Raw genomic sequence first — 26,064 nt, forward strand, 5'->3', positions numbered from 1 at the left:
TCATTTTATTTAAGTGTAAAAAAAGGTCTAACATATTTGCTAGACCTTCTTTCATATTCGTTGGAAAAATTAAACTGAAAGTGTAGCTTGACCAGGCTTCCAGTTAGCTGGGCAAAGGCCACCAGTTTGAAGTGCTTGAAGTACGCGTAACGTTTCCTCAACGTCACGTCCAATGTTGTTGTGGTTTACAACTGAGTACATTAACTCACCTTCTGGGCTGATGATGAATAAACCACGAAGTGCAACACCTTCGTCTTCAATCAATACACCATAGTCGCGAGAGACGATATGGTTTGTATCAGCTGCTAATGGATATTTCAACTCACCAAGTCCATTCTCATCACGAGACGTGTTGATCCATGCTTTATGTGTATGAACTGTATCCGTTGATACACCAATTACTTCTGCATCTAAATCTTCAAACTCATCATAACGATCACTTAGTGAAGTAATTTCTGTTGGACAAACAAATGTAAAGTCCATTGGGTAGAAATAAAGAACCGTCCACTTGTCGTTTTTCATGTTCTCTTCTAGACTTACCTTACCAAATTCTTTGTTAGGCAATACAGCATCCATTTCAAATCTCGGAGCTTGCTTTGCTACCATACGCTTATCAGTCATATGTACATACCTCCTAAGTAATTTAAGCTTACTACGTTGTTCATTATAAAAGAAGCCCTATTTTTAGTCAATATTAAATGAGAATAAATATAATGTACCTCTCACCCTTTAGGCTCCCTCTTTACTATACCCACAAGATGGTAAAATAAACATCCCACTCTCAATGATATACTTTTTCTCGAAAAATTACGAATGATATGCTTAAAAATAATGTACTGATTAACGTTTGAGCTTTACAAAGACGTGTGCTAAGCTTTAAATCGTGTAAAACGTGGTTTCTTTCTTACATAGAAGGAAATGAATATAAGACGAATCGTACTTGTAAGGAGTTGTAAAGATGGATCAATGGACAAATTATGTAACAGATGGAGCATTTCTAACGGCTGTACTACTAATTATCGGACGACTATTCATCGCTCTTCTTGCTTTCTTGATTGTTCGAGCAATCGGTAAGCGAGTAATTGTGTCTGGTTTTGAGCGCATGCAATCGCAACGAAATATGTCTCATGGACGAATGAAAACACTAGAGAAATTAACGATGAATGTTTTCTCTTATTTACTTATTTTTGTTTTTGTGACAATCATTGCTGGAATTTTTGATCTTCCAATTGGCGGTTTGATTGCAGGGGCCGGGGTTATAGGTCTTGCAATTGGATTTGGTGCACAAGGCTTAGTCAGCGATGTTGTGACAGGATTTTTCTTGCTACTAGAAAAGCAAGTAGATGTCGACGACTATGTAACGGCCGCCGGTCTTGACGGAGTCGTAGAAGAGGTTGGGCTTCGAACAACCCAAATTCGCGGCTTTGATGGAACTCTTCATTTCGTACCGAATCGAGAAATTAGTACTGTGAGCAATCACTCTCGTGGAAATATGCGTGCACTTATTGATATAAGTATCTCCTATGATGATAATATCGATGAAGCCATCACCGTGATGCAAAGTGTTTGTGATAAGATCGCTCAAGAAGACGCAACGATCAAAGAGGGACCAAATGTTGTCGGTGTTCAAGGACTCGGTGATTCAGATGTTGTCATCCGTGTCATTGCTAAGACTGAGAATATGATGCAATGGGCAGTCGAACGTAAATTAAGAAAAGAATTAAAAGAAGCTCTTGACGCCAACGATATCGAAATCCCATTTCCTCACCAAGTTTACATCGAAAAGAAATAATCCCAAAAAGGAAGGTGTATATCACACCTTCCTTTTTAAATTTGTTTGATTGAATCGTTCACCCACACCATTTTGCATTTCTTTCATACTTTTATAGTATCCGCAAGTTTTAAGGAGGGAGATCATGGATAAGGCGCAACGCGATTTAATCGACATCATGGTTAAAAATGTCTTAAGAAAACACAAAGCCGATATAACGTTGAATACATTAGAGAAGAATGAAAAAGAAAAAATTAAAAATATCATTGAAAACATTCAATCTGAGGTTGAGCAATTTCTAGCTAACAAAGACAGCTAACTTGTCCAAAAACCATTCTCCGTAACGAGGGTGGTTTTTTTGTGCTCATTATTCAGGCAAAAAGCACAGGCCACTTCAGCTATTTTACATATGCTGAACTATAAAGCGAAAGGAGGAATTAACTATGAAAAGAGTTTATATGTACAACAACAACGAAACACAAGCTTCAAGACCTAGTAGGTGGTCAGCTCTAGATACAGCATCCAACCACCCTTTGTGTAATTCTAATAATAATGAAGATACACAGAGTGCTGAACAGGGAAATAAAACACTTCAACTATCTGAAGAATATATCTTCATTAAAGACTCTTGTGATGTCAATGTCACTTCAACTGATACGAAAGCAGCACTTTCCTTACAAGCTTCTCTTCAAGCAGCCATTGCTATCGTTATCCGCATCTCAATTGCAGATTCAAGTAAAGCAGAGCTGGTGACACAAGACTTATTACAAACAGCTAAGATGAAACAATTATCTTATCAAAAAACAGTCATTGAAAATAGTCGCAATGTCGATGTAACAACAACAGATACCCAAGTTACAGCGAATATACAAATTCTCCTACAATTGCTAATTGCTTTATTCGTGAATCTAGATCTAGGTTAATATCGTTTTGTATGCAGCAACCCTTTCCATTTGCCCTCATAAATATCTATGATTTTGAGGGCTTAAAAAAACCTGAAACCTTAATGGTTTCAGGTTTTTCTCCATACTTATTGCTGTAGATTTAACTTTTGTTCAACTTGTTGGCACACATCTTGTGCACTCATACCGTGCGCATTAATGATAGAACCTTGCGTTGCAGCATTTTGAATACCCATAACATTTTGATCTTGTCCTGTAATGACACAACAATCACAACCTTGTGAATCTTGCTCGTTTTTAAGCTGAACAATATCGTAACCCTTTGCTTGCAGTTCTTGTTGTACATCTGTTAATGATTGTTCGACACCAATTTTCGGCATCTCATACACCTCCGTAGGTAAGTTAAAATGGTACATCTTTATCGTAACCACGAATGTCCAAAGTATGTATAAATAGAGAAAAGACCCAAACACACTGTGGGTCTCTTGAAAAACATTATTTGTTATTTAAGTATTCGATCAGATGCGAGATCGCAAAAGGAATCGCCTCTTCATTTGGCTCTAATCGCGCGTCGTGCAAACCAAATTCACTGCCCACTCCAAGCCAAAACATGAAACCTGGTATTTGTTCAAGGAAGTAACCAAAGTCTTCTCCTGTCATTGCCTCTGGACTTAAGACAAACTGAGCCTGTTTTGATCGTTTTGTAAACTCAATAAATTCATTTGTTCTACTTTCCTCATTAAACACTTGGCAATAATTCGCTCCGTAATCAATTGTAGCCGAACAGGAGAAGCCAATTTCAATGCCACTGACCAGTGCTTCAATACGTGACTTAATCATTTGCATCGTTTCCATTGATTTAGTACGGATTGTACCTTCGATTGTCGCTTCTGCTGCAATAATATTTTGCTTCGTACCGCCTTTGATGACACCAATCGTCACAACCCCCGCATCTAGAGGGTTCATATTTCTAGCGACAATGGTTTGTAATTGTGTCACGAGTGAACTTGCCGCTACCACCATATCGTTAGCAGTATGGGGGTATGCCGCATGTCCTCCTTTTCCTTTTAAGGAAATAAAAAGTTCTGACGTATTCGCAAATAACATTCCTGGTTTTGTTGCAATCGAGCCTACTGGATGTTCAGGCGCTATATGCAAAGCTAAAATCTCATCTGGCCACCATGATTTAAGCTCCTCTGATTGAAGCATTGGTTCTGCCCCACCCGGACCTTCCTCTGCCGGTTGGAAAATAAATAATAAGTCTTGCTTCGGTTGATGGGACGCGTAGTGGCTAAGCACGCCTAACGCAATTGTCATATGAAAATCATGTCCACAAGCATGCATATACCCCTCATGTGATGAACGAAACTGTGTATAGGATGTCATTTCTGTAATAGGCAACCCGTCCATGTCCGCACGATATGCGATCATTTTTTCTGGATTTGTACCAGTAACCTTTACCAAAATACCTGTTCTCCATGTCTTCACTTCAAGAAAGTCTGATGGTAACTTCTCAATGACTTCTAATAAATATGTTTGTGTCTTAAATTCATGAAATCCGATCTCAGGAATTCGATGTAAATCTCTACGGATCATCATTAAATTATTTAAATCCACTTGGCGAACACCTCTGTAACTAGATTTTATGTATGGAAAGAGCTTTGCTCACATGGAGCAAAGCTCTTCTTAAAAACAAAGGATTAGTCGTTTAAACGACGAAGTTCTTGCTTAATTTCTGTCTTGCCTTTTGTTTTTTCATCAATTTCTTTAATCACTCGTGCAGGAGTTCCTGCTACTACAGTGTTTGGAGGAACATCCTCTGTCACAATGGCACCCGCTGCTACAACAGCACCTTTACCAACCGTTACACCTTCTAAGATTACGCAATTGGCACCAATGACGACATCGTCTTCTACAACGACAGGTTTTGCTGAAGGTGGCTCAATGACACCTGCAAGAACAGAACCTGCACCAACGTGACAGTTCTTTCCTACAGTAGCTCGTCCGCCAAGAACGGCATTCATATCAATCATCGTTCCTTCACCGATCACAGAACCAATATTGATACTTGCTCCCATCATAATGACGGCATTGTCGCCAATTTCTACTTGATCACGGATAACCGCACCAGGCTCAATACGTGCTTTAATATGTTTAAGATCAAGCATTGGAATTGCTGAGTTACGACGATCATTCTCTACAACATAATCCTCGATTTTTGATTCATTTTCTTTAATGGCAGGCTCAATAACTTCCCATTCACCAAATAATACACCTGTATTCCCTGTTACAAATGTTTTTGTATCAGCACCAAAGTTCATTCCTTCTAAATCACCTTTAATATGTACTTTAACAGGTGTTTTCTTTTGGCTGTTTGAAATGAATTGAATAATTTCGTTTGCATCCATCATTTTCATAGATAACCCTCCTCATATTGAATAAAAGACTTCTTCATTATGATAAAGATAACATGTGAAAATTGCAATGATGTTGCAAGAAATCATCGGAATTTGCTTAAACAGTTAGGAGGTAGGAGTTCCATCTCTGTAACTGTTAGATTATCATTACTAGGACTTCTTTAGGAGAAGCTTGTACAGTCCCCAACATAAAAAAATTAAAAAGCAACTGGCTAATTAAGCCAGTTGCTCATTGAGTTCTTATTGCTTTTGGAATTGTGATTCTTCCGTAGAACCTTTTAACGCAGTCGTTGAAGATGTCCCACCGGAAACTGCTTGTGAAACTTCATCAAAGTAACCTGTACCTACTTCACGTTGGTGACGAGTCGCTGTATATCCTTTTGACTCACTTGCAAATTCAGCTTGTTGCAATTCTGAATATGCACCCATACCACGACGTTTGTATCCATGCGCAAGTTCGAACATGCTGTGATTTAAGGCATGGAAGCCAGCAAGTGTAACGAATTGGAATTTGTAACCCATTTTCCCAAGCTCAACTTGATACGTTTCAATTGTATCTTTATCAAGATTTGCTTCCCAGTTGAATGATGGTGAGCAATTATATGCTAGCATCTTTCCAGGGAATTTCGCATGGATTGCATCTGCGAAAGCTTGAGCTTCTTCAAGAGATGGTTTAGACGTTTCACACCAGATAAGGTCTGCATATGGTGCATAAGCAAGACCACGAGCGATCGCTTGATCAAGACCTGGATTCGTGCGGTAGAAGCCTTCTGGTGTACGTTCACCTGTAATGAACGGGTGATCTACCGGATCAATATCACTTGTGATCAGATCTGCTGCATCAGCATCTGTTCTTGCGATGAGCAATGTAGGAACGCCACTCACATCAGCTGCAAGTCGAGCTGAAATTAAGTTTCGGATAGCTGTTTGAGTTGGAATAAGAACTTTTCCACCTAAGTGCCCACATTTCTTCTCAGAAGCCAATTGATCCTCTAAGTGAACGCCAGCAGCACCAGCTTCAATCATCCCTTTCATTAATTCAAAGACATTTAGCTGACCACCAAATCCAGCTTCTGCATCTGCGACGATTGGAGCGAAGTAATCTAGATCCCCTTCACCTTCCATATGCTGAATTTGATCAGCACGTTGAAGCGCTTGGTTGATACGCTTTACCACACTCGGTACACTATTAGCTGGATATAAACTTTGATCAGGATACATTTGACCTGCTAAGTTAGCATCTGCGGCAACTTGCCAACCACTTAAATAGATTGCTTTCAACCCTGCTTTCACTTGTTGAACCGCTTGGTTACCCGTAAGAGCTCCAAGTGCATTCACGTAATCTTCATTATGAAGATAGTTCCATAGTTTCTCTGAACCACGTTTCGCTAATGTATGTTCAATTTGAACAGATCCTCTAAGTTTCACTACTTCTTCTGCTGTATATGTACGTTCAATCCCACTCCATCTTTGATCGTTTTCCCACGTTGCTTGTAATTGTTCCGCTGCCAACTTTTGATTTTCTTTTGTCATTGTTCATCTCTCCCTAATGGTTAGTATTCTTTCTACCTAGCTACAATGTTCTAAAAACAAGAAAATGTCATACTTCCGATCATCTGTTAAAGTACAGATGATCCAAACACACCACTCATTCATTCTGTCATAATCTAGATGCTTCATACCAATCGAAGAACACATGCCCTTTTTAGTTCATAATCACGTCGAAATCGATTACTCGTTGAATCGTTCACCCCTTTATGTTGACCCCTCAACCTCTTCTGTTTTAATACAGTTTATTTCTATGTCTATTATAATATAACAGTATGTTTTGGTTGGCAATAGTTTTTTCTCATTTTTTTGAAAATTTAACCTTTATTTAGTTAAATTGTTTATTCACCACAAAAAAACGCACAAACATGATTGTTAGTGCGTCTTTCTTTCCATAAACCATGCAAACTGTAAATAATTGTCCCCTTCTGCACCCTCAAAGAAAAGTGTGTACTCGTCAAGATGATATTGATACGACCAATAACCATCTAATTCATCTAAAGAATTCTCATCTGGTGTGCCTAACGCACGTTTCATTTCCTCAACAGTTACACCATAATCTGAAATATCCATCGTTATCGCTTGTGTGCGATAATCTTCCTTTGAAAACAGATACGTTGTTCGGCCATATGTAAGATATTCTCCCCCTTCATACGTTCCAGATCCCGTTGGTTCACCAAGCTCATTTAATAATGTTGATTTAGACTCTCCAAGTGATCGATTGACAGCAGCAAACTCCCCGTTAAATCCTTTCTCAATCCACAAAAACGTCACAAATGAAGGGGTCGCAGCTGATACAACTGACGTTGGTCTATCTATCTCTTCAATGTCAAACATGAATTGGTCTCCCCGACCACATCCCACTAATATACCTATGATAAAGCTGATCATCAAAACTTGAATTATTCTCACGAACATCCACCTACCTTTAAGCATTAAAAACAATTATAAAATCCTATAATTTCTTCTATATGGGACCTTACCCTTTTGAATCCAGTTTTAAAACATACCTTAATAAAATAATTATTCGCTTGATTGATGTGATATCCTATCTAAATCATTCCAAAAGTTCAGACATATGTAGCTGCAAACAGTCAGAAACTTACGGCAATCGACCGATGTATTGCTTGATCGCCATGACCCACACGTTTCTCATATTTATAAATATAATTTTCTGAAACTCAAAAGGACAACTAAGCACAAATATGCCTAATTGTCTCCTAGCCCTTATTTTTTTATATCTTTCATCTCACCTTTAAACTCTTTTAATATACTAAGACTCATCCCTAGTAAAATGAAAGTAAGTGGAAAGGCACTAACAATAATGGCCGTTTGTAACGCATCCAACCCACCTGAAGCCATTAAGACAATCGCAGAAGCACTTAGTATTAGTCCCCAAGATACTTTAATTAGCACAGATGGATCTTGATTTCCTTCTGTTGTTTGCATTCCTAAAACAAACGTAGCTGAATCGGCGGATGTAATAAAGAATGTACTAATAAGTAAGACTGTAACAACAGAAAGAATTCCTCCTAAAGGCAAGTGCTCATAGACGAAAAATAGTGCCGTTTCTAAACTCTGCCCTGCCACGTCGACACCTTGTATCAGATCTAAATAAATGCCTGTCCCTCCAAATATAGCAAACCAAAAAGCACAAACCAATGTAGGGGCGACTAATACAGCAATAACAAACTCTCTAACTGTTCGTCCTTTAGATACTCTTGCTATAAACATTCCAACAAACGGGGACCAAGAAATCCACCATGCCCAGTAAAAGATTGTCCACCCTTGGGTCCAAGCAGCGCTAGCTTCATTAAATGGGGAAATTTGTAATCCCATTTGTGGCAAGTTCTGAATGTATTGTCCTAATGTGTGGGTAAATAAATTAATCAAAAACATCGTTGGTCCCACAATAAGCATAATGACAAGGAGGATCGTTGCTAAAATAATATTCGTATTACTTAAATATTTAATCCCTCTTTTAATTCCTGTTGATGCAGAAATAATAAATAAAACTGTAATCACACCAATAATAATCAACTGCACGCCAAATGAGATCGGAATGCCAATGAGGTAGTTTAACCCTGCATTAATTTGTTGTGCCCCGAGACCAAGTGAAGCACACACTCCAAATAATGTAGCAAATACAGCAAAGATATCAATCGTGTACCCAAGTGGGCCCTTTACTTTCTCCCCAAAAATCGGGTACAACGTGGCACTCATTAAACCCGGTGCTCCTTTTCTAAATTTAAAATAAGCGAGTGATAATGCAACGACTGCATAAATAGACCAAGCATGAAAGCCCCAATGCAAATACGTAAATCTTAGCGCGAGTAATGCAGACTCATTGGTACTTGCGAAGGATTCTCCACCATATGGAGGGGCGGCATAATGAGAAATCGGTTCTGAAACACCATAGAACAACAATCCAATCCCCATTCCTGCACTAAACAGCATCGCAAACCAGGTCACTCGATTAAACTCAGGTTGATCCCGATCTTTACCTAACTTAATTTTTCCGTATTTACTAAATGCTAAAAACAAGGCAAACAGTAAAAAGAAAGAGGCGGCAAATTGATAGAACCAACCAAACGCTGTCAAGAAAAAATCTTGCGCTTGTCCCATTATGGCAGCTAAATGATCTGGGAAAAATGCCCCCCACATCACAAAAATAATCGCCATCACTATCGAAATTTTATAAGTAGTCGTTAAGTTCTTCACCTTTATGGCACCCTCTCTGTTCTATCACCATATTTTCTTTCCTTACAGATTGACCAATTACTTTTAATCTTTATATTGTGCGTCAATATTGGAGGTTTTATGAACTAGTTGGCTTTAATGTCCAAAAAAAAAGAACTCATCGACCTGAGCTCTTTTCTTCTTGTTGTTCAATTGTTTTTTGTTCTTCTTCATACTCTTTCCATTCTGCAAGCATATTATCGTCTTTTTCCATATATAAGCTTCTGCTTGGAAACGCAATATCGACTCCTTCATTTTTTAAAATGTCAATGATTTTGAAGTTGATGTCTTCTTTAATCCGATACCACTCTGTCCAAGCCGTTGTATTAGTGAAGAAATAAACAAAAATATCTAAACTTGAACTGTTAAAATCACTGAAACGAACCATAATGAGCTCTTGATTGATTTCTTCATGTTCCCTGAGTAGCGCTTCAATTTTTCTTGCGCATCCTTCAATTTTTTCTTTCGGTGTCGAGTAAGTCACCCCAATATTAAACATAATCCTCCGCTTGCTCATTTTTGACCAGTTAGTAATTGGTTCATTGGACAATGTTGAATTAGGCACCGTAACAATTGAGTCTTCAAATGTTCGAATTTGTGTGCTTCTAAAGGTAATATCCTCGACCACACCTTCAACGGATGGAGTTTTGATCCAGTCTCCTTTTGAGAATGGTTTCTCTGTAATAATAATAATTCCACCAAAAAAGTTTCCAATCGTATCTTGGGCCGCAAGAGCAAATGCGAGTCCCCCGAGTCCTAGTCCAGCAACAAATCCACTAATGCTATATCCCCATTCGCCAGCAATCACAACAATTGTCAGTGCAATGACTGAAAAACGTAGGACCTTAGATAGAAAAGGTACCAACATACTATCTTCATCTAGCTCGACTTTTCTTGCAAAACGGAAGAAGAAGGCCGATTGGGCTGACATGTAATTATATAGCCCCCAACCTAAGAGCACAATTATAAAAGAACGATATATATGCTGTACAAATTGAGTGGTTGTAATATTGAACGGAAGATAAAGAAGAGCCAAATAGGTCCCTAAAATAACCCAAAATAAACGAAGCGGCTTCTCAAACGAAAGCAAGACGTTTGTGAAGACTTCTGTCGGTGTTCTCTTTGTGAGTGATAATACAAATTTAAATATATAGGTTGTAAATAATTTTCTAAACACTAAAAAGATAAGAAAAATACCAAAGGCAATCGATAGGTCGATCCATTCCAAATATTGAAATGATCTGACGAGTTGTTGCCAACGTTCCATTCCGTTTTCCATTTAATCTTCACCTCTCTATATTGAAAGGTTATTTTACCATAGAACTCTTTGCTTCTGCTTGCTTTCTATCTGAAATACAGTAATGTTTTACAATCTACCGTCAAGACAAAAAAGAGCAGTCCTTAGACTACTCCTCATCTAACACTCCTTGAATTAGTTCCCCAATTTCTGATTGCTCTTGACTAATTACCTGATTTTTGGATTGTTTTGCCGTTCCTTGGTGATTCCGATTCTTCGATTCATTTAAGACCTCTTTCAAGTCTTCGCTCCATTCTCCTCCAAATTCAAGCAAAAGATGAGAAAGAGAACCAGATGAAGCTTTTTTCTCAGGTACTCGACTTGCTAATTCCGCTTTAAAGTCCTTTCCTTTTTCCGTTGTTGCCAATAGATAATAACTAGCTACAGCTATAAAGCCACCCAGAATTGATCCTGCAATATAGCTTGAACGAGATGATCGTTTTTTTCGAAACATCCTGATCCACTCCTTTCCATGTACCATTAGTATGGAGTAGATCGTAACTTCTTATGAGTTAATCATGCTTGGTTAGTTAATGGAAGAGCTGATTCTTCAATTTCAAACCCTAAATCTTCGATCATATGGTGATCTAGCTCTACACTCTGCCCTTCTGTCGTTAAATAATCTCCAACAAAGATTGAATTTGCCGCATACAGAGCCATTGGTTGTAATGTACGTAAATTCAGCTCCCGCCCTCCTGAGACACGGATCTCTTTTGTTGGGTTAATAAATCTCATTAAAGCTAAGATTCGAAGCGCTTTCATTGGAGCTGTGCGTTCTCTTCCTTCTAACGGTGTCCCATCTACTGCATGTAGGAAATTAACTGGAATAGAATCTGCATCAAGGGCGCGAAGAGCATACGCCATCTCAACGACTTGCTCATCGGTCTCACCCATTCCTACAATCACACCGGAACATGGCGACATTCCAGCTGTTTTGGCAAATTCAACGGTATCGACACGGTCGTCGTATGAATGGCTTGTTGTAATCGCCTCATGATGGTCTCGATGAGTATTAATATTGTGATTGTAACGGTGAACTCCAGCTTGTTGAAGTCGTTTTGCTTTCTCGTCAGTAAGAATACCTAAACAAGCACAGATTTTCAGTGGCATAGTCGACGTAATTTCTTCAACCGCTTCAATTACTCCGTCAAGCTCACGCTCAGTCGGACCTCGCCCACTAGCTACAATACAGTACGTACCCGCTTTACGGGACATCGCTTCTTTAGCTCCCGCTACCAAGGTATCTTTATCTAAGAATGAATACTTCTCTACTGGTGCATTAGATACGATTGACTGCGAACAATATCCGCAGTTTTCTGGACACAAACCACTCTTTGCATTAATGATCATATTCAACTTTACTTTTTTACCATAGTAATGCTTCCTCACTTTAAATGCAGCATGAAGAATAGGTAAAACTTCATTATCATCAGCTTGGATTACAGATAAACCTTCTTCTAACGAAATCAATTCCCCATTGATTGCTCGCTCGGCCAGTTCCAACCACTTAGCTCCCACAAGTATCCCCTCCATTTGTTAACCTATTATAATTATAAGTTAACATTCATGTTAAATTTAGACAAGTAGAAATCATCAAAAAGTGAAGAATGCATGAAAATCTCTATAAATTCTTATGCTTTCGATGAAGCCCGACTGCATGCATTATTTCCAGGGCAATCAAGAGAAATCATAAGATATTATAGTAAAAAAGCAACCAGAGTCTGTACTGGTTGCTTATGACTTTGCTGAACTCGCGCGGCCTTTTTTCTGTTTTTTTTGCTCAAATATGGAAATAACTTGTCAAGGGTGAGGTAGTAATTCTAATCAATCCAATACCAAACAACATCATAAAAACTGGTGACCGTCTTTACCATCTACTTAGATACCGTGTATCCCACAAACATCGATAAATTTCCAGTAATATATTCACCAACACGTAAAAACAATCCTGCGGGTTCCCCGTTAAATGAATGTGAACCGATCAGTAACCGTCCGGTATATGGCCCGTCCCACGTATCAATCGTTTGCTCAGGCATCGTAAAATATTCCTGGTACACCATCGGTTGATCTTGATAATGATCTAAGTCTTGCTCAAGCGTTTGATTCTCTTCAACAACTTGAACCCCGCCACCTTCGCGACCTAGAACCGGCTTCTTCACATATGACAACAACCCTGAAGGCTGATCATACGTACGTAAAAAGTAGCGATCAATGACATCTTGCTCACTTCGTGTATACCACTCCCGCTTATACTCCGTTATTAAGGACATAACTGCTTTTGATTGCATGAGTAGCGCAGAAGGTGGATTAATCAATTTTATTTTTCCAGTCATCACATGGACTAATAGCTGTTCACCTATCGTTTCTCCAGTCCCACTTTTCTCATTCAAAAAATATTCCAATGGGTAAAGACGATAGAGAAATGTAATCAGCTCTCCTGTCGGTGTATACAAGCCATCTTTTTCAACGATAATCTCTTCAAGCGGGATATATTTCACTTCCTGTGGGAACTGTTTCATTAGATACGTAGCTGTTTGTTTATCCTCTTCGTGCCAATTTGCTGCTGTAACATATAATACATCTGAGCTTCTGATCTGGTAATCTTTAATAATCTGTTCCCATGTTTGTTTTACTAATGAATCAATATTGGTATGAGGATTCGTCACTCCATGTTCTTTAGCAAGAATTTTCTGAGCGATGGCCGTTTCCACAATGCCAACAGGTGTATCTGTGTTAGCTTCAATCACCTTTAAACCGCTGGCGGAAGCGATGAAATCGTACCTCGTAAAATAAGAAAATCGCTTACTTTCATCTTCAAGTAATAAATCCCACAGCATCACAGGAATACCTAATCGATGAATGCAATTTGGATGTTTCCGAATCATAGAGTATGTTTTTTTGTAAATATCGTCAACAGCTCTAGTAGCTTGAATGATTTCATTGTACATTCCAGAAGGCATGTCCAGCATTGAATCACTCATATATTGATTGTCCTCATAATTATCATATAAAGTAGGCCAAGTAAATCCGGCACTCACCATCTTTTCGTATAGATCGTCAAATCTTTTAACATATTGCTCTTGTTGAAAAGGCTTCGTTAAAGATCGATAAGGTAACATAGATTTATCACCTACCTATTCCTAAAATTTAATAACTAATCGTGGCAGCGACGATCATTCCAACAAGAATAGATATCCCACCAAGGAATAGTCCAACCGCTACATTGCCTTTTTCTACTTCTTTTGCAAGGTTCGTATTACGTGTAAATACATGTTCAATAACCGCATGTAAAATGACTTGAATAACAATTGCAATAATTGCCCAAATCGCTAAATCAATAAGGTTAATTGAGCTACGAATCGCTGATTGTAAAACAACAACTAAACCTGCCATTTTCCCGAGTAATTTTAATGAAACAGCCACATTTCCCGCTCGAATTAAATTACGTTCTGAATATGGTGTTATTAATTTAAATAAAAATGTTCCTAACACAAATAATAGTAAGGAAGCAACCAAATAAATAAGAAAACGATCGAATGTTTGTAAATAATAAAAGATGTCCATTAGTTTTCCCCTTTCACTCCGCATGGTAAGAAGTACGATAGATTATCTGTAATTGCAGCTCCTGCCCGAAGACCAAATGCACTTGCCTGCTCTCCGACGACAAAACTACCAATTAACAAATGCACTTCCTTCTTGCCTTCTTCTGTTTTTACCCATGTCTTTGGAAGATCAACATACGTCTGATAAATTTTTAGGTAATGATTATACGTTTGCTTCTTCTGGCTCTTGATTTGCTTACCAGATTGCTTGATGAATACGGTATCCCCTTCTCGACCGAATACCGGTTTAGAAACATATCGATCACCAGTTTCTATAAATGGATCTTCATCTAAATATGTCGGCAAAAAATAAGAAGCGATATGCCGATGTTCATCTTCAGTAAAATATGGATGCCCTTTTTCGTGCATCCCCCAAATAAGAGCAAGCATCGCTTTTGTTTGCATCAAGAAGGCCGACGGGGGGTTGAGTATGGCAACTTGTCCACGACTTACAAGCTCTAAGAATGCTTCCCCAATAGCAAACCCATCTTCTGTCTGATCTTCTATTAGTGCCTCGAGTGGATAAGTATGACGATAGACGACATCAATCTTTTTGCCTTCTAGATCGTACACTCCAGGTTGATCGCCTTCACTATTTACGTGCAATTGATCAAGCGGGACAAAGGTTGCATCTGAAATCGCTGCAAGATTCATTAAGTACATCATCGTTTGGCGATCTTCTATATCATTGGCATGGGCGGTGAAAACCACATAAGGATGACCGTGAACTCCTATTTGTCTAGCTGATCGGTACACAGCATCACGAATAACCTCACCCACATTCTCATCCATTCCTTGATTCGGATCTACAAATCCAAATTCCTTACAGACGGCTCCATTCACTTCAAATAATTCACGAATAAACGTTGGGGTATCCGCATTGAACTCTAAAATTTTTAATCCTTCGGCTGTTAGTACGAAATCAAAACGTCCGATCACGGTTTCGTAGCCAATTCCGTGTTGACGTAAGAAGGGAATGGTCTTTTCAGGTAGACCTAATTTAAGAAACGTCTCGTCATCAGCTTGCTTCACTAATTCATTTGTCTTTTTAAAAATCTTGTATGCTTCATTTGTAGCGCGTCTAATGTGAGTTTTCTCTAAATCAGATATCGTGTGACAATCAAATAAGGAGTATTCAATACCATACAACCGATCCCAAAAAGAATCAAATTTGTTGTAGAACGCATTTCGGCGACGTGTAAAGTTATCCTCCAAAGAAGCCACCGCCTCCCATCCCCGACCGTGAGTTAGTTGATTGTGTTGAATTTTGATTTGATTGATTTGGTGATGTAGTTGATTGGTTTGTGTTCGTTGTTCGATTTTGGTTGGTTTGCTGGTTATTGTTTGTTGTACCATCTTGCCTCTGGTTGGTGACTCCAGAAGAGCTACCCGCTCCACCTAAAGCCCGTCCAGCCATAAATGCAGCAATCGTTGGAAACCAGCTTCCATTTGAATAATAATGACCATTATTCTCGGAACCTTCTTCTACACATTGATAGGCTTCTGCTTCTGCATCCCATGTCCATGTTTCACATCCTGTTTCCTCAGGGGATGGTGGGGTTGATGTATTAGTTGTTGCCGTTTCACTATTTGGAAAACCAACTAATTCTTCGGTTGATGATGTCGAACAAGCCGCTAAACTTGCCAGAGCCATACTTGTTCCCACCACACCCATTAATAACCGATCTGTTTTTGGCTTTCTCATTTCTCCACCTCCGTCTAACTTCTACGTCTTAACACAAGGAAAGTTACAGATATTTTTATATCGTCTGTCATTCTAGCATATTTTTCATAAGAGCAGCAGGTAACAGGATGAGATTTTGACCTAGCAAAAAAAACCTTCTACTTATTTAAAATGTAATCTACGTTTTAATAACTACTCACAATGAACAACACTACTCCCCTACAAGTATGATGCCGACTGTTTATTTTTAAAATACTAAATAGGCTAATGAGCGAACTGACTCACTCATTAGCCTACTTATTTTTAGTTGTTATTTCGTACTTGCGACTCGGTTTCGTTTTGCTTCTAAACGTCGTTTATGCAAAATTGGTTCTGTGTATCCACTAGGTTGTTCAATCCCACTGAACACTAATTCACACGCCGCTTGGAACGCTACTGAGTTTTCATAATTCGCTGCCATCGGACGGTATTCTGGATCGCCTGCATTTTGCTGATCAACCACTTTGGCCATACGATACATCGTTTCGAGCACTTGCTCTTTCGTGCATATTCCATGATGAAGCCAGTTTGCTACATGCTGACTTGAAATTCGTAATGTCGCACGGTCCTCCATTAACCCAACATGATTAATGTCTGGAACTTTTGAACATCCGACACCTTGATCGACCCAACGAACGACGTATCCTAAAATACCTTGCGCGTTATTATCTAGCTCTTGCTGTATTTCTTCTAGACTCCAATTAGGATGTTCGGCTAATGGGATGTTTAAAATGTCGTCTGTTAGATAACTAATTTGATTTCCAAGCTCGCGTTGTACATCAAACACATTCACTTGATGGTAATGAAGAGCATGTAATGTCGCTGCAGTCGGTGACGGAACCCACGCCGTGTTCGCACCTGCTTTTAACTGTCCATCTTTTTGGTTCAACATATCAGCCATCAAGTCTGGCATTGCCCACATTCCTTTACCGATTTGAGCACGTCCTGGTAATCCGCAAAGAAGACCATTGTTCACATTGGACTTCTCATATGCTGTTAGCCATGTCGACGTTTTCATCTCATGCTTACGAATCATCGGTCCTGCTTCCATTGAAGTGTGCATTTCATCTCCCGTTCGATCTAGAAAACCAGTATTAATAAAGACGACACGTTCTTTCACTTCGTTTATACATGCTTTTAAATTTAAAGATGTTCGACGCTCCTCATCCATCACACCGATTTTCAGGGTGTAACGTGGCAAGTCAATCAAATCCTCGACACGATTAAACAAAACATTCGCAAAGGCAACTTCCTCAGAGCCATGCATTTTTGGTTTTACAATATAAACAGAGCCTTTTTTGGAATTCTGAAGCTCTCCATTCCCTAATAAATCATGTTTAGCAATTAAACTCGTTACGATACAATCTAATATGCCTTCCGGAACTTCATTACCCTCATGATCGAGTACCGTATTATTTGTCATTAAATGACCAACATTACGAACAAACATTAATGAACGACCTGGTAACGTGAGGCGCTCCCCTTGAACCGTTGTATATTTACGGTCTTCTTGAAGTCTCCGAGTAACCTCTTTTCCAGCTTTAGTAAATGATTCTTTTAAGTCGCCTTTCATTAAGCCTAACCAGTTACGATACACCCCAACCTTATCTTCTGCATCCACAGCCGCAACGGAGTCCTCACAATCCATAATCGTTGTCATAGCTGATTCCATGACGACATCACATACTCCGGCAAGGTCTGTCTTACCAATAGGGTGGTTTGGATCAAATTGAATTTCAACATGCAATCCATTATTTTTTAATAAAATACTAGAGGGACTCTCAGGTGATCCGGTATAGCCGACAAGCTGATCTGATTTTCTCAATTCAGCCGTTTGACCCTTACTATGTACGATCAGTTTCCCTGATTCAATCGTATATTTTTCTACAGTCTTGTGGGAGCCTTCTGCTAAAGGTAGCGCCTGATCTAAAAACGTTTTCGCATAATCAATGACAAGTTCCCCACGAACTGAATTATAAGATTTCCCTTTCGTTGCCCCGTTTTCTTCAGAAATCACATCGGTACCGTAAAGGGCATCATACAAGCTTCCCCATCGTGCATTCGCAGCATTTAAGGCATAACGTGCATTATTTACTGGTACAACAAGTTGTGGACCTGCTTGCAGTGCAATCTCAGGGTCTACCCCTTCAGTCGTAATATTAAAATCTTCTACCTCTGGCTCTAAGTAACCAATCTCTTCTAAAAACGCTTTATATTGGTCAAAAGAGAACGACGTTTGGTGTTTTTTATGCCACTCATTGATTGACGCTTGTAAGTCTTCACGACGCTCTAATAGTTGCTTATTCAGAGGCCCCAACTCTTTTATTAATGTTTCTACCCCTTGGAAAAACTGTGTACTAGACAATCCACTCAGAGGAAGTGCCTCCTCATCCATAAAACGATAAAAAATTGAAGCCACTTGTAAATTTCCTACCTTCACATAATTCAATGCCGTCATTTTTTGTACCTCCTCATTTATTTACGGTTAATCACCTTACACTTACCTCTGTTATATAACATCATATCGTTATTGTATAACATTATTAAGAAAAAAGGAAGAATTCAGAAAATAAACTGTAAATGAATGAACAAAAAATCATCTTCCAATCTACAGGAAGATGACTAGTCTATACTCACTCGACAAATTTTGTTAAAGGTAGGCTTTTAGCTTATTTAACGATTAACACAGGACATTTTGCCCCTTTTGCTACTTTATGGCTCACACTACCTAACACAAATTCTTGAATACCGTCCAACCCTCGACTTCCTATTACAACTAAATCGACATTTTGCTCATTCGCATATTTGATAATCGTCGGACCTGATTCTCCGTGCAAAATTTTAATAGAGTATTTAATCCCCATATCATCTGCCGCTTTTGTTACACCCGTTAGTAGCTGCTTACGTTTATCTTCTACACTTAGAGAGTTCCAATTGCTCAGCACATCATGTTTTGCTTTATTGCCATCGACGACATACAAGATTTCAATGGATGACTCCGCACTGCATTTCGCAATGTGTAAGGCATTCTCGCCTGCACGCTTAGAATACTTTGAACCATCATAGGCTAATAAAATTTTCTGATACATAGTTAACCTCCTTCTTTTAATGCCCTCCTAGTTTATTGGCTAATTTCTCAACAAGTTCCGAGCTATCTTCATTCAAACCCATCACCGAAACATCCACCTTGTTCTCTTTAAATTTGTACACAATCTTGTCAATAGCAGCTACCGCAGAATCATCCCAAATATGCGCTTGGGAAAGCTCAATGATTACTTTATCAACTGGCTCCTGATAATCGAATTTCTTAAGGAGATCTGTGACAGAAGCAAAAAACAATTGGCCATTTAATTTATAGGTCCTTACTTGATTGTTTAACGAACTCTCCACTTTTACATTAGAAATTTTGGAAACAAAGAACATTGCACTTAATAAAATCCCTGCCAATACTCCTATTGCTAAGTTATGTGTGATGACCACGGTTAAGACCGTCACAATCATAACAGCAGCATCCGTTCTGGGAACTAAGTGTATGGTTTTTAATGAATTCCAATCGAATGTACTGATTGATACCATAATCATTACACCTGCGAGAACAGCCATCGGAATGAGTACAACAATATCTCCTAAAACAACAATCAAAAACATGAGGAATACCCCAGCTACAAACGAAGACAATCTACCTGAACCACCCGATTTCACATTAATAACAGATTGACCGATCATCGCACAACTAGCCATACCACCAAATAATCCAACCGCAATATTAGCAATACCTTGTCCTCTACTTTCAACGTTTTTTTCACTTTCCGTTTCTGTCATATCATCGACAATAGAAGCTGTGAGCAATGATTCAATTAATCCAACTGTCGCTAGAGCTAAAGAGTATGGCATAATAATCATCAATGTCTCAAAGTTGATTGGAATGTTGGGAAGTAAAAACACAGGCAATGTATTAGGTATTGTGCCCATATCACCAACAGTCCAAGCCTGTATATTCACAAAAACTGCCAATGCTGTTACAATAACAATCGCAATTAACGTTGAAGGTACTACTTTTGAGATGAAAGGAAATAAATAAATGATTAGTAATGTTAAAATAACTAAGCCATATATAATTGGCCGTTCACCGAAGAAGTAGTCAATCTGGGACATAAAAATAAGAATTGCCAAGGCATTCACAAACCCAACCATGACCGAACGCGGAATAAACTTCATGTATTTAGCAAGTTTAAGCAAACCAAACACTATCTGTATAACCCCAGTAAGAATGGTCGCTGCCAGCAAATACTGCAACCCATGATCAGCGACTAACGTGACGATAACAAGTGCCATTGCCCCTGTAGCAGCAGAAATCATCCCTGGCCTTCCACCGACAAAAGCAATAACAACCGCCATCACAAATGATGCATACAATCCTACCATTGGGTCCAATCCAGCAATAACTGAAAAGGCAATCGCCTCTGGAATTAAGGCCATTGCAACGACAAGACCAGATAAAATATCCCCCCGTATATTACCAAACCATGTATCAACATAACGCGTTTCATTCATCCATAATTCCTCCTTCTCACCATAGTATTTAACAAGAGGGAGGAATTATTTATACTCATGAAACGCAACTTACGCATAGGAATATTTTCAACACAAAAAAGACGCCCCTTAGGCCGTCTTCCTACTTGTTCACCTTGCGCACCAAGAACTTGCTTATAACACTTTTAACTAGCATAAATGTTGTTGTGACTAAGACATAATAAAGAAATATAACGACCGGAAGGACAGCATTCTGAAGAAAGAAGTCCAATAGAAATAGTGGTACCATACCCCACAATCCTTCTTCTATTATATAGGGAAGCTCTATTGCTAAAAATAATGCACAAGGAACAAGGATAGCAATTAGGACACCCAAAACAACCTTTCTGACCGTCCAACCGAGGTTCATTAAAAACTTAAGCATGCGATGACTCCCTTCACCAACTCACTATTTATTCAGTCTAGCATTCACAAGAAACACTGGCTACATGAAACCAAACAAAAAAAGCAAATTCGAGTGTAAAACAAATTTTAATAAATATGTGATCAAAATATGATCAAAACCTTCATTTTCCCTTTCCCAATACAAAAAAACACGCACCTCATTAACTGAGAATGCGTGCCATACTAGGCTTTTTTCGGTATGACCCGTACTGGGCTCGAACCAGTGACCTCCACCCTGTCAAGGTGGACGAGAGTGGACAATCTCTGGAGTCAGTGTGTATGTATGCTTAAACTTCTATTGGACTCTATACAAGTTCAATCTTGAGTTTTCATTGTACAGTGTCCATCAAGAAGCTGTCAACCTCACAAGTTTCAGCTGTGCAAGTTTACGTCTCAATACCCATCTCATAAAAGATAAATGCAACAGAGAGCTTCTCTCAAGTATCACCTCAATGGTTTAAATTGAAATTTGCTCCCATTAGTTACTTTTGGAGAATTTCTTGAGGAGTGGTAGGAATAGAAAAGCTTACTTCACTTCAATGGTCAGCTCCCCACTAATAGGGTTAGGGAGGTTTTTAGCGTAAATTATATATGTGATTTTTATTAATTCACTTTTGCTTTCTGGTGTAAAAAACACTCTAATATCTTCATTAAATGTTATCGTATCTTGTTGGTGTTTGAGCTGTCCTATTTCATCTTCAATTATATACATATCACCTTTCTCAATTACATTAGGGTACGAACTAGGAAAATACTGTCCACCTACTGTCATTAGATAATCATTGCTGGGTTTCTGGTGTATTTTATCCATTACCATTATCCCGCGAGCTGGTATTCTTAGATCAATTGATACATCTTCTAAATATTGATTACCTTCATTTCTCAAGGTTAGATTTATTTTTTCAGACAATTCTTCCCCTATGTAGTAAAAATCTTCATCCATATATGTTTCTTTAAGACTCTTTAAATCTTTTTTTAGTTCCTCTGTGGAACGTTGCTCGTAAGGAGCATTACCCATAATATTGCTATAATTCATCCCTAGTTTTGCTAACATTGAAAGAGCATTAGTGTTGTCTTCCCCTATAAGTTCTCTACCCTCAATTATACCTTCAATTTTATCTTTAGCTTTATCAGAGGGGAAATGTAACTCCTCAACAGCGTCAACACTAATTTTGCTATCTAAGTTCTTATTAAAGCCAATTAAGATTTTATTATCGAATTGCACTTTCTCTTTGTGTTTCAACATTTCATCTAAATCACTTCTAGTCATTCTTTCTTGTTGGCTTCCCTTTCTTATAAAGCACTCACCTTTTTTTAACCCTTTATAATCCTTTCTCATCATACAGGGAGGGTTAGTGCATTGCTCAATTTCTATTACACCAAACAAGTTTCCATCCATCTCATGTGTAAAGTATGAAAAATCAATACTAGGCTCAACATTCTCACGAATAATCTGCTGGAAAGTAGCTTGGTCTACTATTTCATCTCTATTTAAAGAGAAATAATCTTTAGTACCATCTGGCTTGTCCTTTACACCAATTATAATATGTCTTCTTCCCTCAATTGGTGCATTAGCCATAGCCATAATATCCTTAATTAAATCTTGATATTTTTCCTTGATATATTGTTCCTTTTTAAAATCAAGCCTTGTTCCCTCACGCTCATATTTAATTAGTAAATCGAGGTTACTCAAAATAATTCCCTCCTCAAGTCCATTTCCAAAATTATAGCACTGTCGAACAAAAATAGAGCCAACCCTTTATTAGTCAGCTCATCATAATTAAAATAGATTACCTCGATAATTTAAAAATCTCTTTAGCACAAAAAAGAAATTATGATTTGCTTAGTTCATTAGCTTTATCTAATCTATCCTTAAACTTCTTCAACTTGGGGTCAATGTCTTGACGAGATGAAGTTTCTTTCAAGTTTGAAAATACCTCAATTGCTCTCTCTAATACTCTTATCTCTTCATTATATAACTTCTGCTTTCTATATATAATTGCTAAACGGTCGTATGGATGGTTTCCATCAAAGCCTTCTTGTACATTCATTTCATAAAGCTTTATGGCTTGGTCAAGTTCTCCATTCTTCTCTAGTTCCATACCTTTTAAGTTTCTCTCAACTTTTTCATTCTCATTACTTGGCTCATTACTCTCAACAGTCCGTTGTTCTGGCTTGCTATCACTTTTCACTTTTTCTTTCCCCAAGAGCTTACTAATTAATTTTATCAAAACCTCACTCCTCTGTTATTTATTTACTTAGTTATCATATTATAGAATTTTAAGAACTTTTACTACAAAAAAAAGAGCCAACCTCAGAAGGTCAACTCTCTTGTTTTTGTAGTGCTCTCTTGTATGCTTCTTTACTATTTCCCTTCAAGTACCTTCTATATTCAAACTCAGAAGCGTGCTTCTCGGTTTCTTCTCCAATAGTAAAATAAGTTATAAATCTCAGTTTTAGCTCCTCTCTCATAACCATTCACCCCTCATACTTTTGTTTTACTTCCCTTTGAATACCCTTGAGTCGTTGCTTTCACTAATAACAACTATCTCAGAGAACATTCCACCATATTGACCAAAAGCAAGCTCTCTCACAGTGTCCTCTAATTGTGAAGACCCAAGTTCCACTCCTTCAGTAAAAACAATAACTTTTCCAGCAACCATATAGTGGCTTTTTACCTTTGTCATTAGTGAACCAGCTCCTCATTGTTTATTGGTGTTACAGATTGAGAGATAGAACTCCCAAAGAAGTTACTCCAGAGCAAGCTCCTTCAGCGTACCCTCTTTAGTCATCCTAGCTCAGTTATTGCTTATCTCTGTCTTATTGCTTGACGTAAACCATTAAAGGCTTGGTTGTCTGAGAGTTGCTGTCTTGTCTGTTCTGCAACAAACTTTACTTGCTCTTCTCCAGAGTCTCCTTTTACGTTCACATCACCCTCAACACGAATTGTGAGAGTCTGTTTTCTTGAAGAGCCAAAGCTATCAAGTGCCACTCCAAGACCTCCACCAGAGCCACCAACAAGCTCATCATTTAAGTCTTCCATAGCACCTCCAATAGCTCTTGCCATTGGTCTCACGTTCTTGAGTGCTCCTTCATACCAAGTAGGGAAGAAACTTGCTCCAGACTTATCAAGGTCTGAAAGTGCTCCCTTCTTGGCTGGTGAGAATGGTAAGAAGTTACGAATTGAGCTCATCCCTTCGGAAACAGCTCCAAGAGCTCCACTAATACCATCTTTTATCCCATCAGTGAAGGAAGACAAGAGACCCTTACCAGCGTCTAGGAAGGTACTACCAAAGTTTGTAATGGTACTAATAATGTTATCAATACCAGTTGAAACAGCGTCTTTTCCATCACTCATCATTCCAGTAAATTTAGCTATCAAGTCACTGGCAAGAGTATTTATGAACTCCATAGCCTTGGAAGGTAAACCACTAAAGAAGCTTACAACAGCGTCAATTCCTTCAGTTGTCTTAGCTTTAGCGTTGTTCCACATTTCAGTGAAGCCACCAACAACATCAACTCCAAAGTTTCCTAGAATACTAATAAAAGTATCAACAAACCCAGTAAAGAAGTTGACAATTGCGCTCCAAATATTCTTGAAGAACTCAATGGCTGACTCTGTTGCTTTGTTCCATAAGTCCATACCACCTTGGAAGTCACCAGAGAGAACAGCTAGAACAGCTTTTACCACATTTACAACAACATCAACCAAGTTGAAGAACGCTGTCATTAGTGGTGCAAGAGCTGAAACCACTCCATTGAATACAGCCATTGAAGTTATTAGCATTGTTCCAAGAATAGCTCCAATCATAATAATGACTGGCTCAAGGCTCTGAAGGAGTGTCTTAACAGCTTCCCAAAGTGGAGCAATACCAGCTTGAAGTTGTTCAAAGCTTTGCATGAATACCGTCTTGAACCCCTCAACAGCTGTTCCAACAAAGGTGAAAACTCCTTCAAAGTAAGGTGCAAAGGTCTCCCAGTTCTGAATAATTTGGTAAGCTAGTAAACCGACAAGAGCACCAACAGCCAAGAATGGAAGCAAGCTAGCTGTTGCTAGTAAAATTGGTTTTAGTAATGCGTAGAACGCTGGAACTAGACCAACCATAATTGCACCAGCTACACCATAAAGCACTGGTTCAAGTCCTTTTGGTATTAAGTTCTTTAGTGTCTCAGAAATACCATTCTCAGTAATAGAGCTGGCTAGGTCTCTGAATACATCAACAACCTTTCCAACACCTTCAGTGAGCCAGTCAAGAGCGTCAAGCTGTTCCATAATTGCTTGGAATATATCATCAAAAGCCATTTTTGCCATTGTGAGTTGCTTACCAAGTCCTTGCCCAGAAGCTTCAGCCAATCCACCAGTTTTATCTGTCAGAATGTCAAAGAGTGCACCTTGAGCTCCAGCCATATCTCCTTGCTCTTGCATTGCTTCAATACTGGCTTTTTGTTCCTCAGTTAGTGAAATATTGTTCCGTTGCAATCTCTCAAAGCTTCCAGCTGGGTCTTCAAGGTATCTTGAGAGTTTATCAGAAGCACTCTCAAAGTCACTTCCCCAGAAGGTTGCTAAATCAGCTGTTGTGTCCATGTAGTCTTCAACTGTTTGGTGTCCTCCAAGAAACATATCATTTACATTCTCAAGAGCTCCAACTTGAGCCATTGCTGAACGAATTGACTCATGTTCAATAGCTGTTTTATATTGCAACTCAGTTGCATAATCTCCAATAGCGTCTGTTGAAGTAACAGCACTCAAACCAGTGTTATCAAGTGAATGAGTTAGCCTTGTGTTAATGTCCTCAATGTCAGCTAGTTGCATAACAGCTCGACCTCCAAGAGCAATCAAGCCAGCTCCAGCTCCAGCAACAGCTCCAAGGAGTGCCTTTGAAGCTCCAGAAGCATTCTCCATAGCTTTTTGCATACCTTCAACACTTGAGCTGACACCCTTTATCTGGTCACTAGCGTTATCGCTAGCGTTGACTAAAATATCAATTACATTACTCAATTTTCTTCACCTCCAAAACCAACTCAAATAAGCTCACTCTAATAAGTGAACATTGAGTCAATCTTTCTTTTTTTATTGCTTTCCCCCCA

24 protein-coding genes are annotated in these 26,064 nt (G+C 38.7%); 3 read left to right on the forward strand and 21 right to left on the reverse strand.

What is annotated here, in order from left to right; all coding sequences use genetic code 11:
* Positions 1 to 69 precede the first annotated feature (69 nt).
* A complete protein-coding gene (locus CDZ88_RS09740) occupies positions 70 to 621 on the reverse strand; it encodes a peroxiredoxin (RefSeq protein ID WP_100373372.1) in 552 nt (183 codons plus the stop codon).
* A 337-nt stretch (positions 622 to 958) separates the two neighbouring features.
* On the opposite strand from CDZ88_RS09740, the gene CDZ88_RS09745 reads away from it, so the two are divergent.
* The 3 genes from CDZ88_RS09745 (at position 959) to CDZ88_RS09750 (ending at position 2,694) form a co-directional block, all read left to right on the forward strand.
* The gene (locus CDZ88_RS09745; RefSeq protein WP_100373373.1) at positions 959 to 1,792 is read left to right on the forward strand and encodes a mechanosensitive ion channel family protein; all 834 of its coding nucleotides are present in this window, start codon (positions 959 to 961) and stop codon (positions 1,790 to 1,792) included.
* A gap of 124 nt (positions 1,793 to 1,916) precedes the next feature.
* Entirely contained in the window at positions 1,917 to 2,090 is a 174-nt protein-coding gene (locus CDZ88_RS17410) for a hypothetical protein (RefSeq protein ID WP_157796521.1), read from the forward strand.
* A 124-nt stretch (positions 2,091 to 2,214) separates the two neighbouring features.
* The gene (locus CDZ88_RS09750; RefSeq protein ID WP_100373374.1) at positions 2,215 to 2,694 is read left to right on the forward strand and encodes a spore coat protein; all 480 of its coding nucleotides are present in this window, start codon (positions 2,215 to 2,217) and stop codon (positions 2,692 to 2,694) included.
* Between the two features lie 107 nt (positions 2,695 to 2,801).
* On the opposite strand, the gene CDZ88_RS09755 is transcribed toward CDZ88_RS09750, so the two are convergent.
* From CDZ88_RS09755 to CDZ88_RS09850, 20 genes are all read right to left on the reverse strand, one after another.
* Positions 2,802 to 3,053: a YkuS family protein gene (locus tag CDZ88_RS09755; protein ID WP_100373375.1), complete on the reverse strand. Its 252-nt coding sequence runs from the start codon at positions 3,051 to 3,053 to the stop codon at positions 2,802 to 2,804.
* 115 nt (positions 3,054 to 3,168) lie between these two features.
* Positions 3,169 to 4,272, reverse strand: coding sequence for an N-acetyldiaminopimelate deacetylase (locus CDZ88_RS09760; RefSeq protein ID WP_100374655.1), 1,104 nt, complete (start codon positions 4,270 to 4,272; stop codon positions 3,169 to 3,171).
* A gap of 101 nt (positions 4,273 to 4,373) precedes the next feature.
* On the reverse strand, positions 4,374 to 5,090 hold the full coding sequence (dapD, locus tag CDZ88_RS09765) for a 2,3,4,5-tetrahydropyridine-2,6-dicarboxylate N-acetyltransferase (protein ID WP_100373376.1): 717 nt from the start codon (positions 5,088 to 5,090) through the stop codon (positions 4,374 to 4,376).
* Between the two features lie 240 nt (positions 5,091 to 5,330).
* Positions 5,331 to 6,623, reverse strand: coding sequence for an isocitrate lyase (aceA, locus tag CDZ88_RS09770; protein WP_100373377.1), 1,293 nt, complete (start codon positions 6,621 to 6,623; stop codon positions 5,331 to 5,333).
* Between the two features lie 390 nt (positions 6,624 to 7,013).
* Positions 7,014 to 7,475, reverse strand: coding sequence for a hypothetical protein (locus tag CDZ88_RS09775; RefSeq protein ID WP_100373378.1), 462 nt, complete (start codon positions 7,473 to 7,475; stop codon positions 7,014 to 7,016).
* A 390-nt stretch (positions 7,476 to 7,865) separates the two neighbouring features.
* On the reverse strand, positions 7,866 to 9,359 hold the full coding sequence (locus CDZ88_RS09780; RefSeq protein WP_100373379.1) for a glycine betaine uptake BCCT transporter: 1,494 nt from the start codon (positions 9,357 to 9,359) through the stop codon (positions 7,866 to 7,868).
* A gap of 136 nt (positions 9,360 to 9,495) precedes the next feature.
* Positions 9,496 to 10,656, reverse strand: a complete 1,161-nt coding sequence (locus tag CDZ88_RS09785) for a mechanosensitive ion channel family protein (RefSeq protein ID WP_100373380.1) — start codon at positions 10,654 to 10,656, stop codon at positions 9,496 to 9,498.
* 127 nt (positions 10,657 to 10,783) lie between these two features.
* The gene (locus CDZ88_RS09790; RefSeq protein WP_100373381.1) at positions 10,784 to 11,128 is read right to left on the reverse strand and encodes a hypothetical protein; all 345 of its coding nucleotides are present in this window, start codon (positions 11,126 to 11,128) and stop codon (positions 10,784 to 10,786) included.
* A 62-nt stretch (positions 11,129 to 11,190) separates the two neighbouring features.
* Positions 11,191 to 12,207: a biotin synthase BioB gene (gene bioB, locus CDZ88_RS09795; RefSeq protein ID WP_100373382.1), complete on the reverse strand. Its 1,017-nt coding sequence runs from the start codon at positions 12,205 to 12,207 to the stop codon at positions 11,191 to 11,193.
* A gap of 341 nt (positions 12,208 to 12,548) precedes the next feature.
* Complete coding sequence (locus CDZ88_RS09800) at positions 12,549 to 13,793, reverse strand: glutathionylspermidine synthase family protein (protein WP_100373383.1); 1,245 nt, start codon at positions 13,791 to 13,793, stop codon at positions 12,549 to 12,551.
* A gap of 28 nt (positions 13,794 to 13,821) precedes the next feature.
* Complete coding sequence (locus tag CDZ88_RS09805; protein ID WP_100373384.1) at positions 13,822 to 14,238, reverse strand: DUF350 domain-containing protein; 417 nt, start codon at positions 14,236 to 14,238, stop codon at positions 13,822 to 13,824.
* A complete protein-coding gene (locus tag CDZ88_RS09810) occupies positions 14,238 to 15,491 on the reverse strand; it encodes a glutathionylspermidine synthase family protein (RefSeq protein ID WP_157796522.1) in 1,254 nt (417 codons plus the stop codon). The genes CDZ88_RS09805 and CDZ88_RS09810 overlap by 1 nt, the downstream gene beginning before the upstream one ends.
* On the reverse strand, positions 15,481 to 15,981 hold the full coding sequence (locus tag CDZ88_RS17415) for a hypothetical protein (protein WP_157796523.1): 501 nt from the start codon (positions 15,979 to 15,981) through the stop codon (positions 15,481 to 15,483). The genes CDZ88_RS09810 and CDZ88_RS17415 overlap by 11 nt, the downstream gene beginning before the upstream one ends.
* Positions 15,982 to 16,270: 289 nt before the next feature.
* On the reverse strand, positions 16,271 to 18,457 hold the full coding sequence (locus CDZ88_RS09815) for a malate synthase G (RefSeq protein ID WP_100373386.1): 2,187 nt from the start codon (positions 18,455 to 18,457) through the stop codon (positions 16,271 to 16,273).
* A gap of 211 nt (positions 18,458 to 18,668) precedes the next feature.
* Complete coding sequence (locus tag CDZ88_RS09820; protein ID WP_100373387.1) at positions 18,669 to 19,088, reverse strand: universal stress protein; 420 nt, start codon at positions 19,086 to 19,088, stop codon at positions 18,669 to 18,671.
* Positions 19,089 to 19,104: 16 nt separating this feature from the next.
* Positions 19,105 to 20,553 (reverse strand): SulP family inorganic anion transporter, encoded by a 1,449-nt coding sequence (locus CDZ88_RS09825; RefSeq protein ID WP_100373388.1) that lies wholly within the window; start codon positions 20,551 to 20,553, stop codon positions 19,105 to 19,107.
* A gap of 949 nt (positions 20,554 to 21,502) precedes the next feature.
* Entirely contained in the window at positions 21,503 to 22,669 is a 1,167-nt protein-coding gene (locus tag CDZ88_RS09835) for an AlbA family DNA-binding domain-containing protein (RefSeq protein WP_157796524.1), read from the reverse strand.
* Positions 22,670 to 22,808: 139 nt separating this feature from the next.
* The gene (locus CDZ88_RS09840) at positions 22,809 to 23,207 is read right to left on the reverse strand and encodes a tetratricopeptide repeat protein (protein WP_198507842.1); all 399 of its coding nucleotides are present in this window, start codon (positions 23,205 to 23,207) and stop codon (positions 22,809 to 22,811) included.
* 267 nt (positions 23,208 to 23,474) lie between these two features.
* A complete protein-coding gene (locus tag CDZ88_RS09845; protein ID WP_100373391.1) occupies positions 23,475 to 23,663 on the reverse strand; it encodes a hypothetical protein in 189 nt (62 codons plus the stop codon).
* A 122-nt stretch (positions 23,664 to 23,785) separates the two neighbouring features.
* Positions 23,786 to 25,975 carry a phage tail protein gene (locus CDZ88_RS09850; protein ID WP_100373392.1) on the reverse strand — a complete coding sequence of 730 codons (2,190 nt, stop codon included), beginning with the start codon at positions 25,973 to 25,975 and terminating at the stop codon, positions 23,786 to 23,788.
* Between the last annotated feature and the right edge of the window lie 89 nt (positions 25,976 to 26,064).

It is taken from the genome of Bacillus sp. FJAT-45037, from assembly GCF_002797325.1.
Lineage (GTDB): Bacteria > Bacillota > Bacilli > Bacillales > Bacillaceae_D > Alkalihalophilus.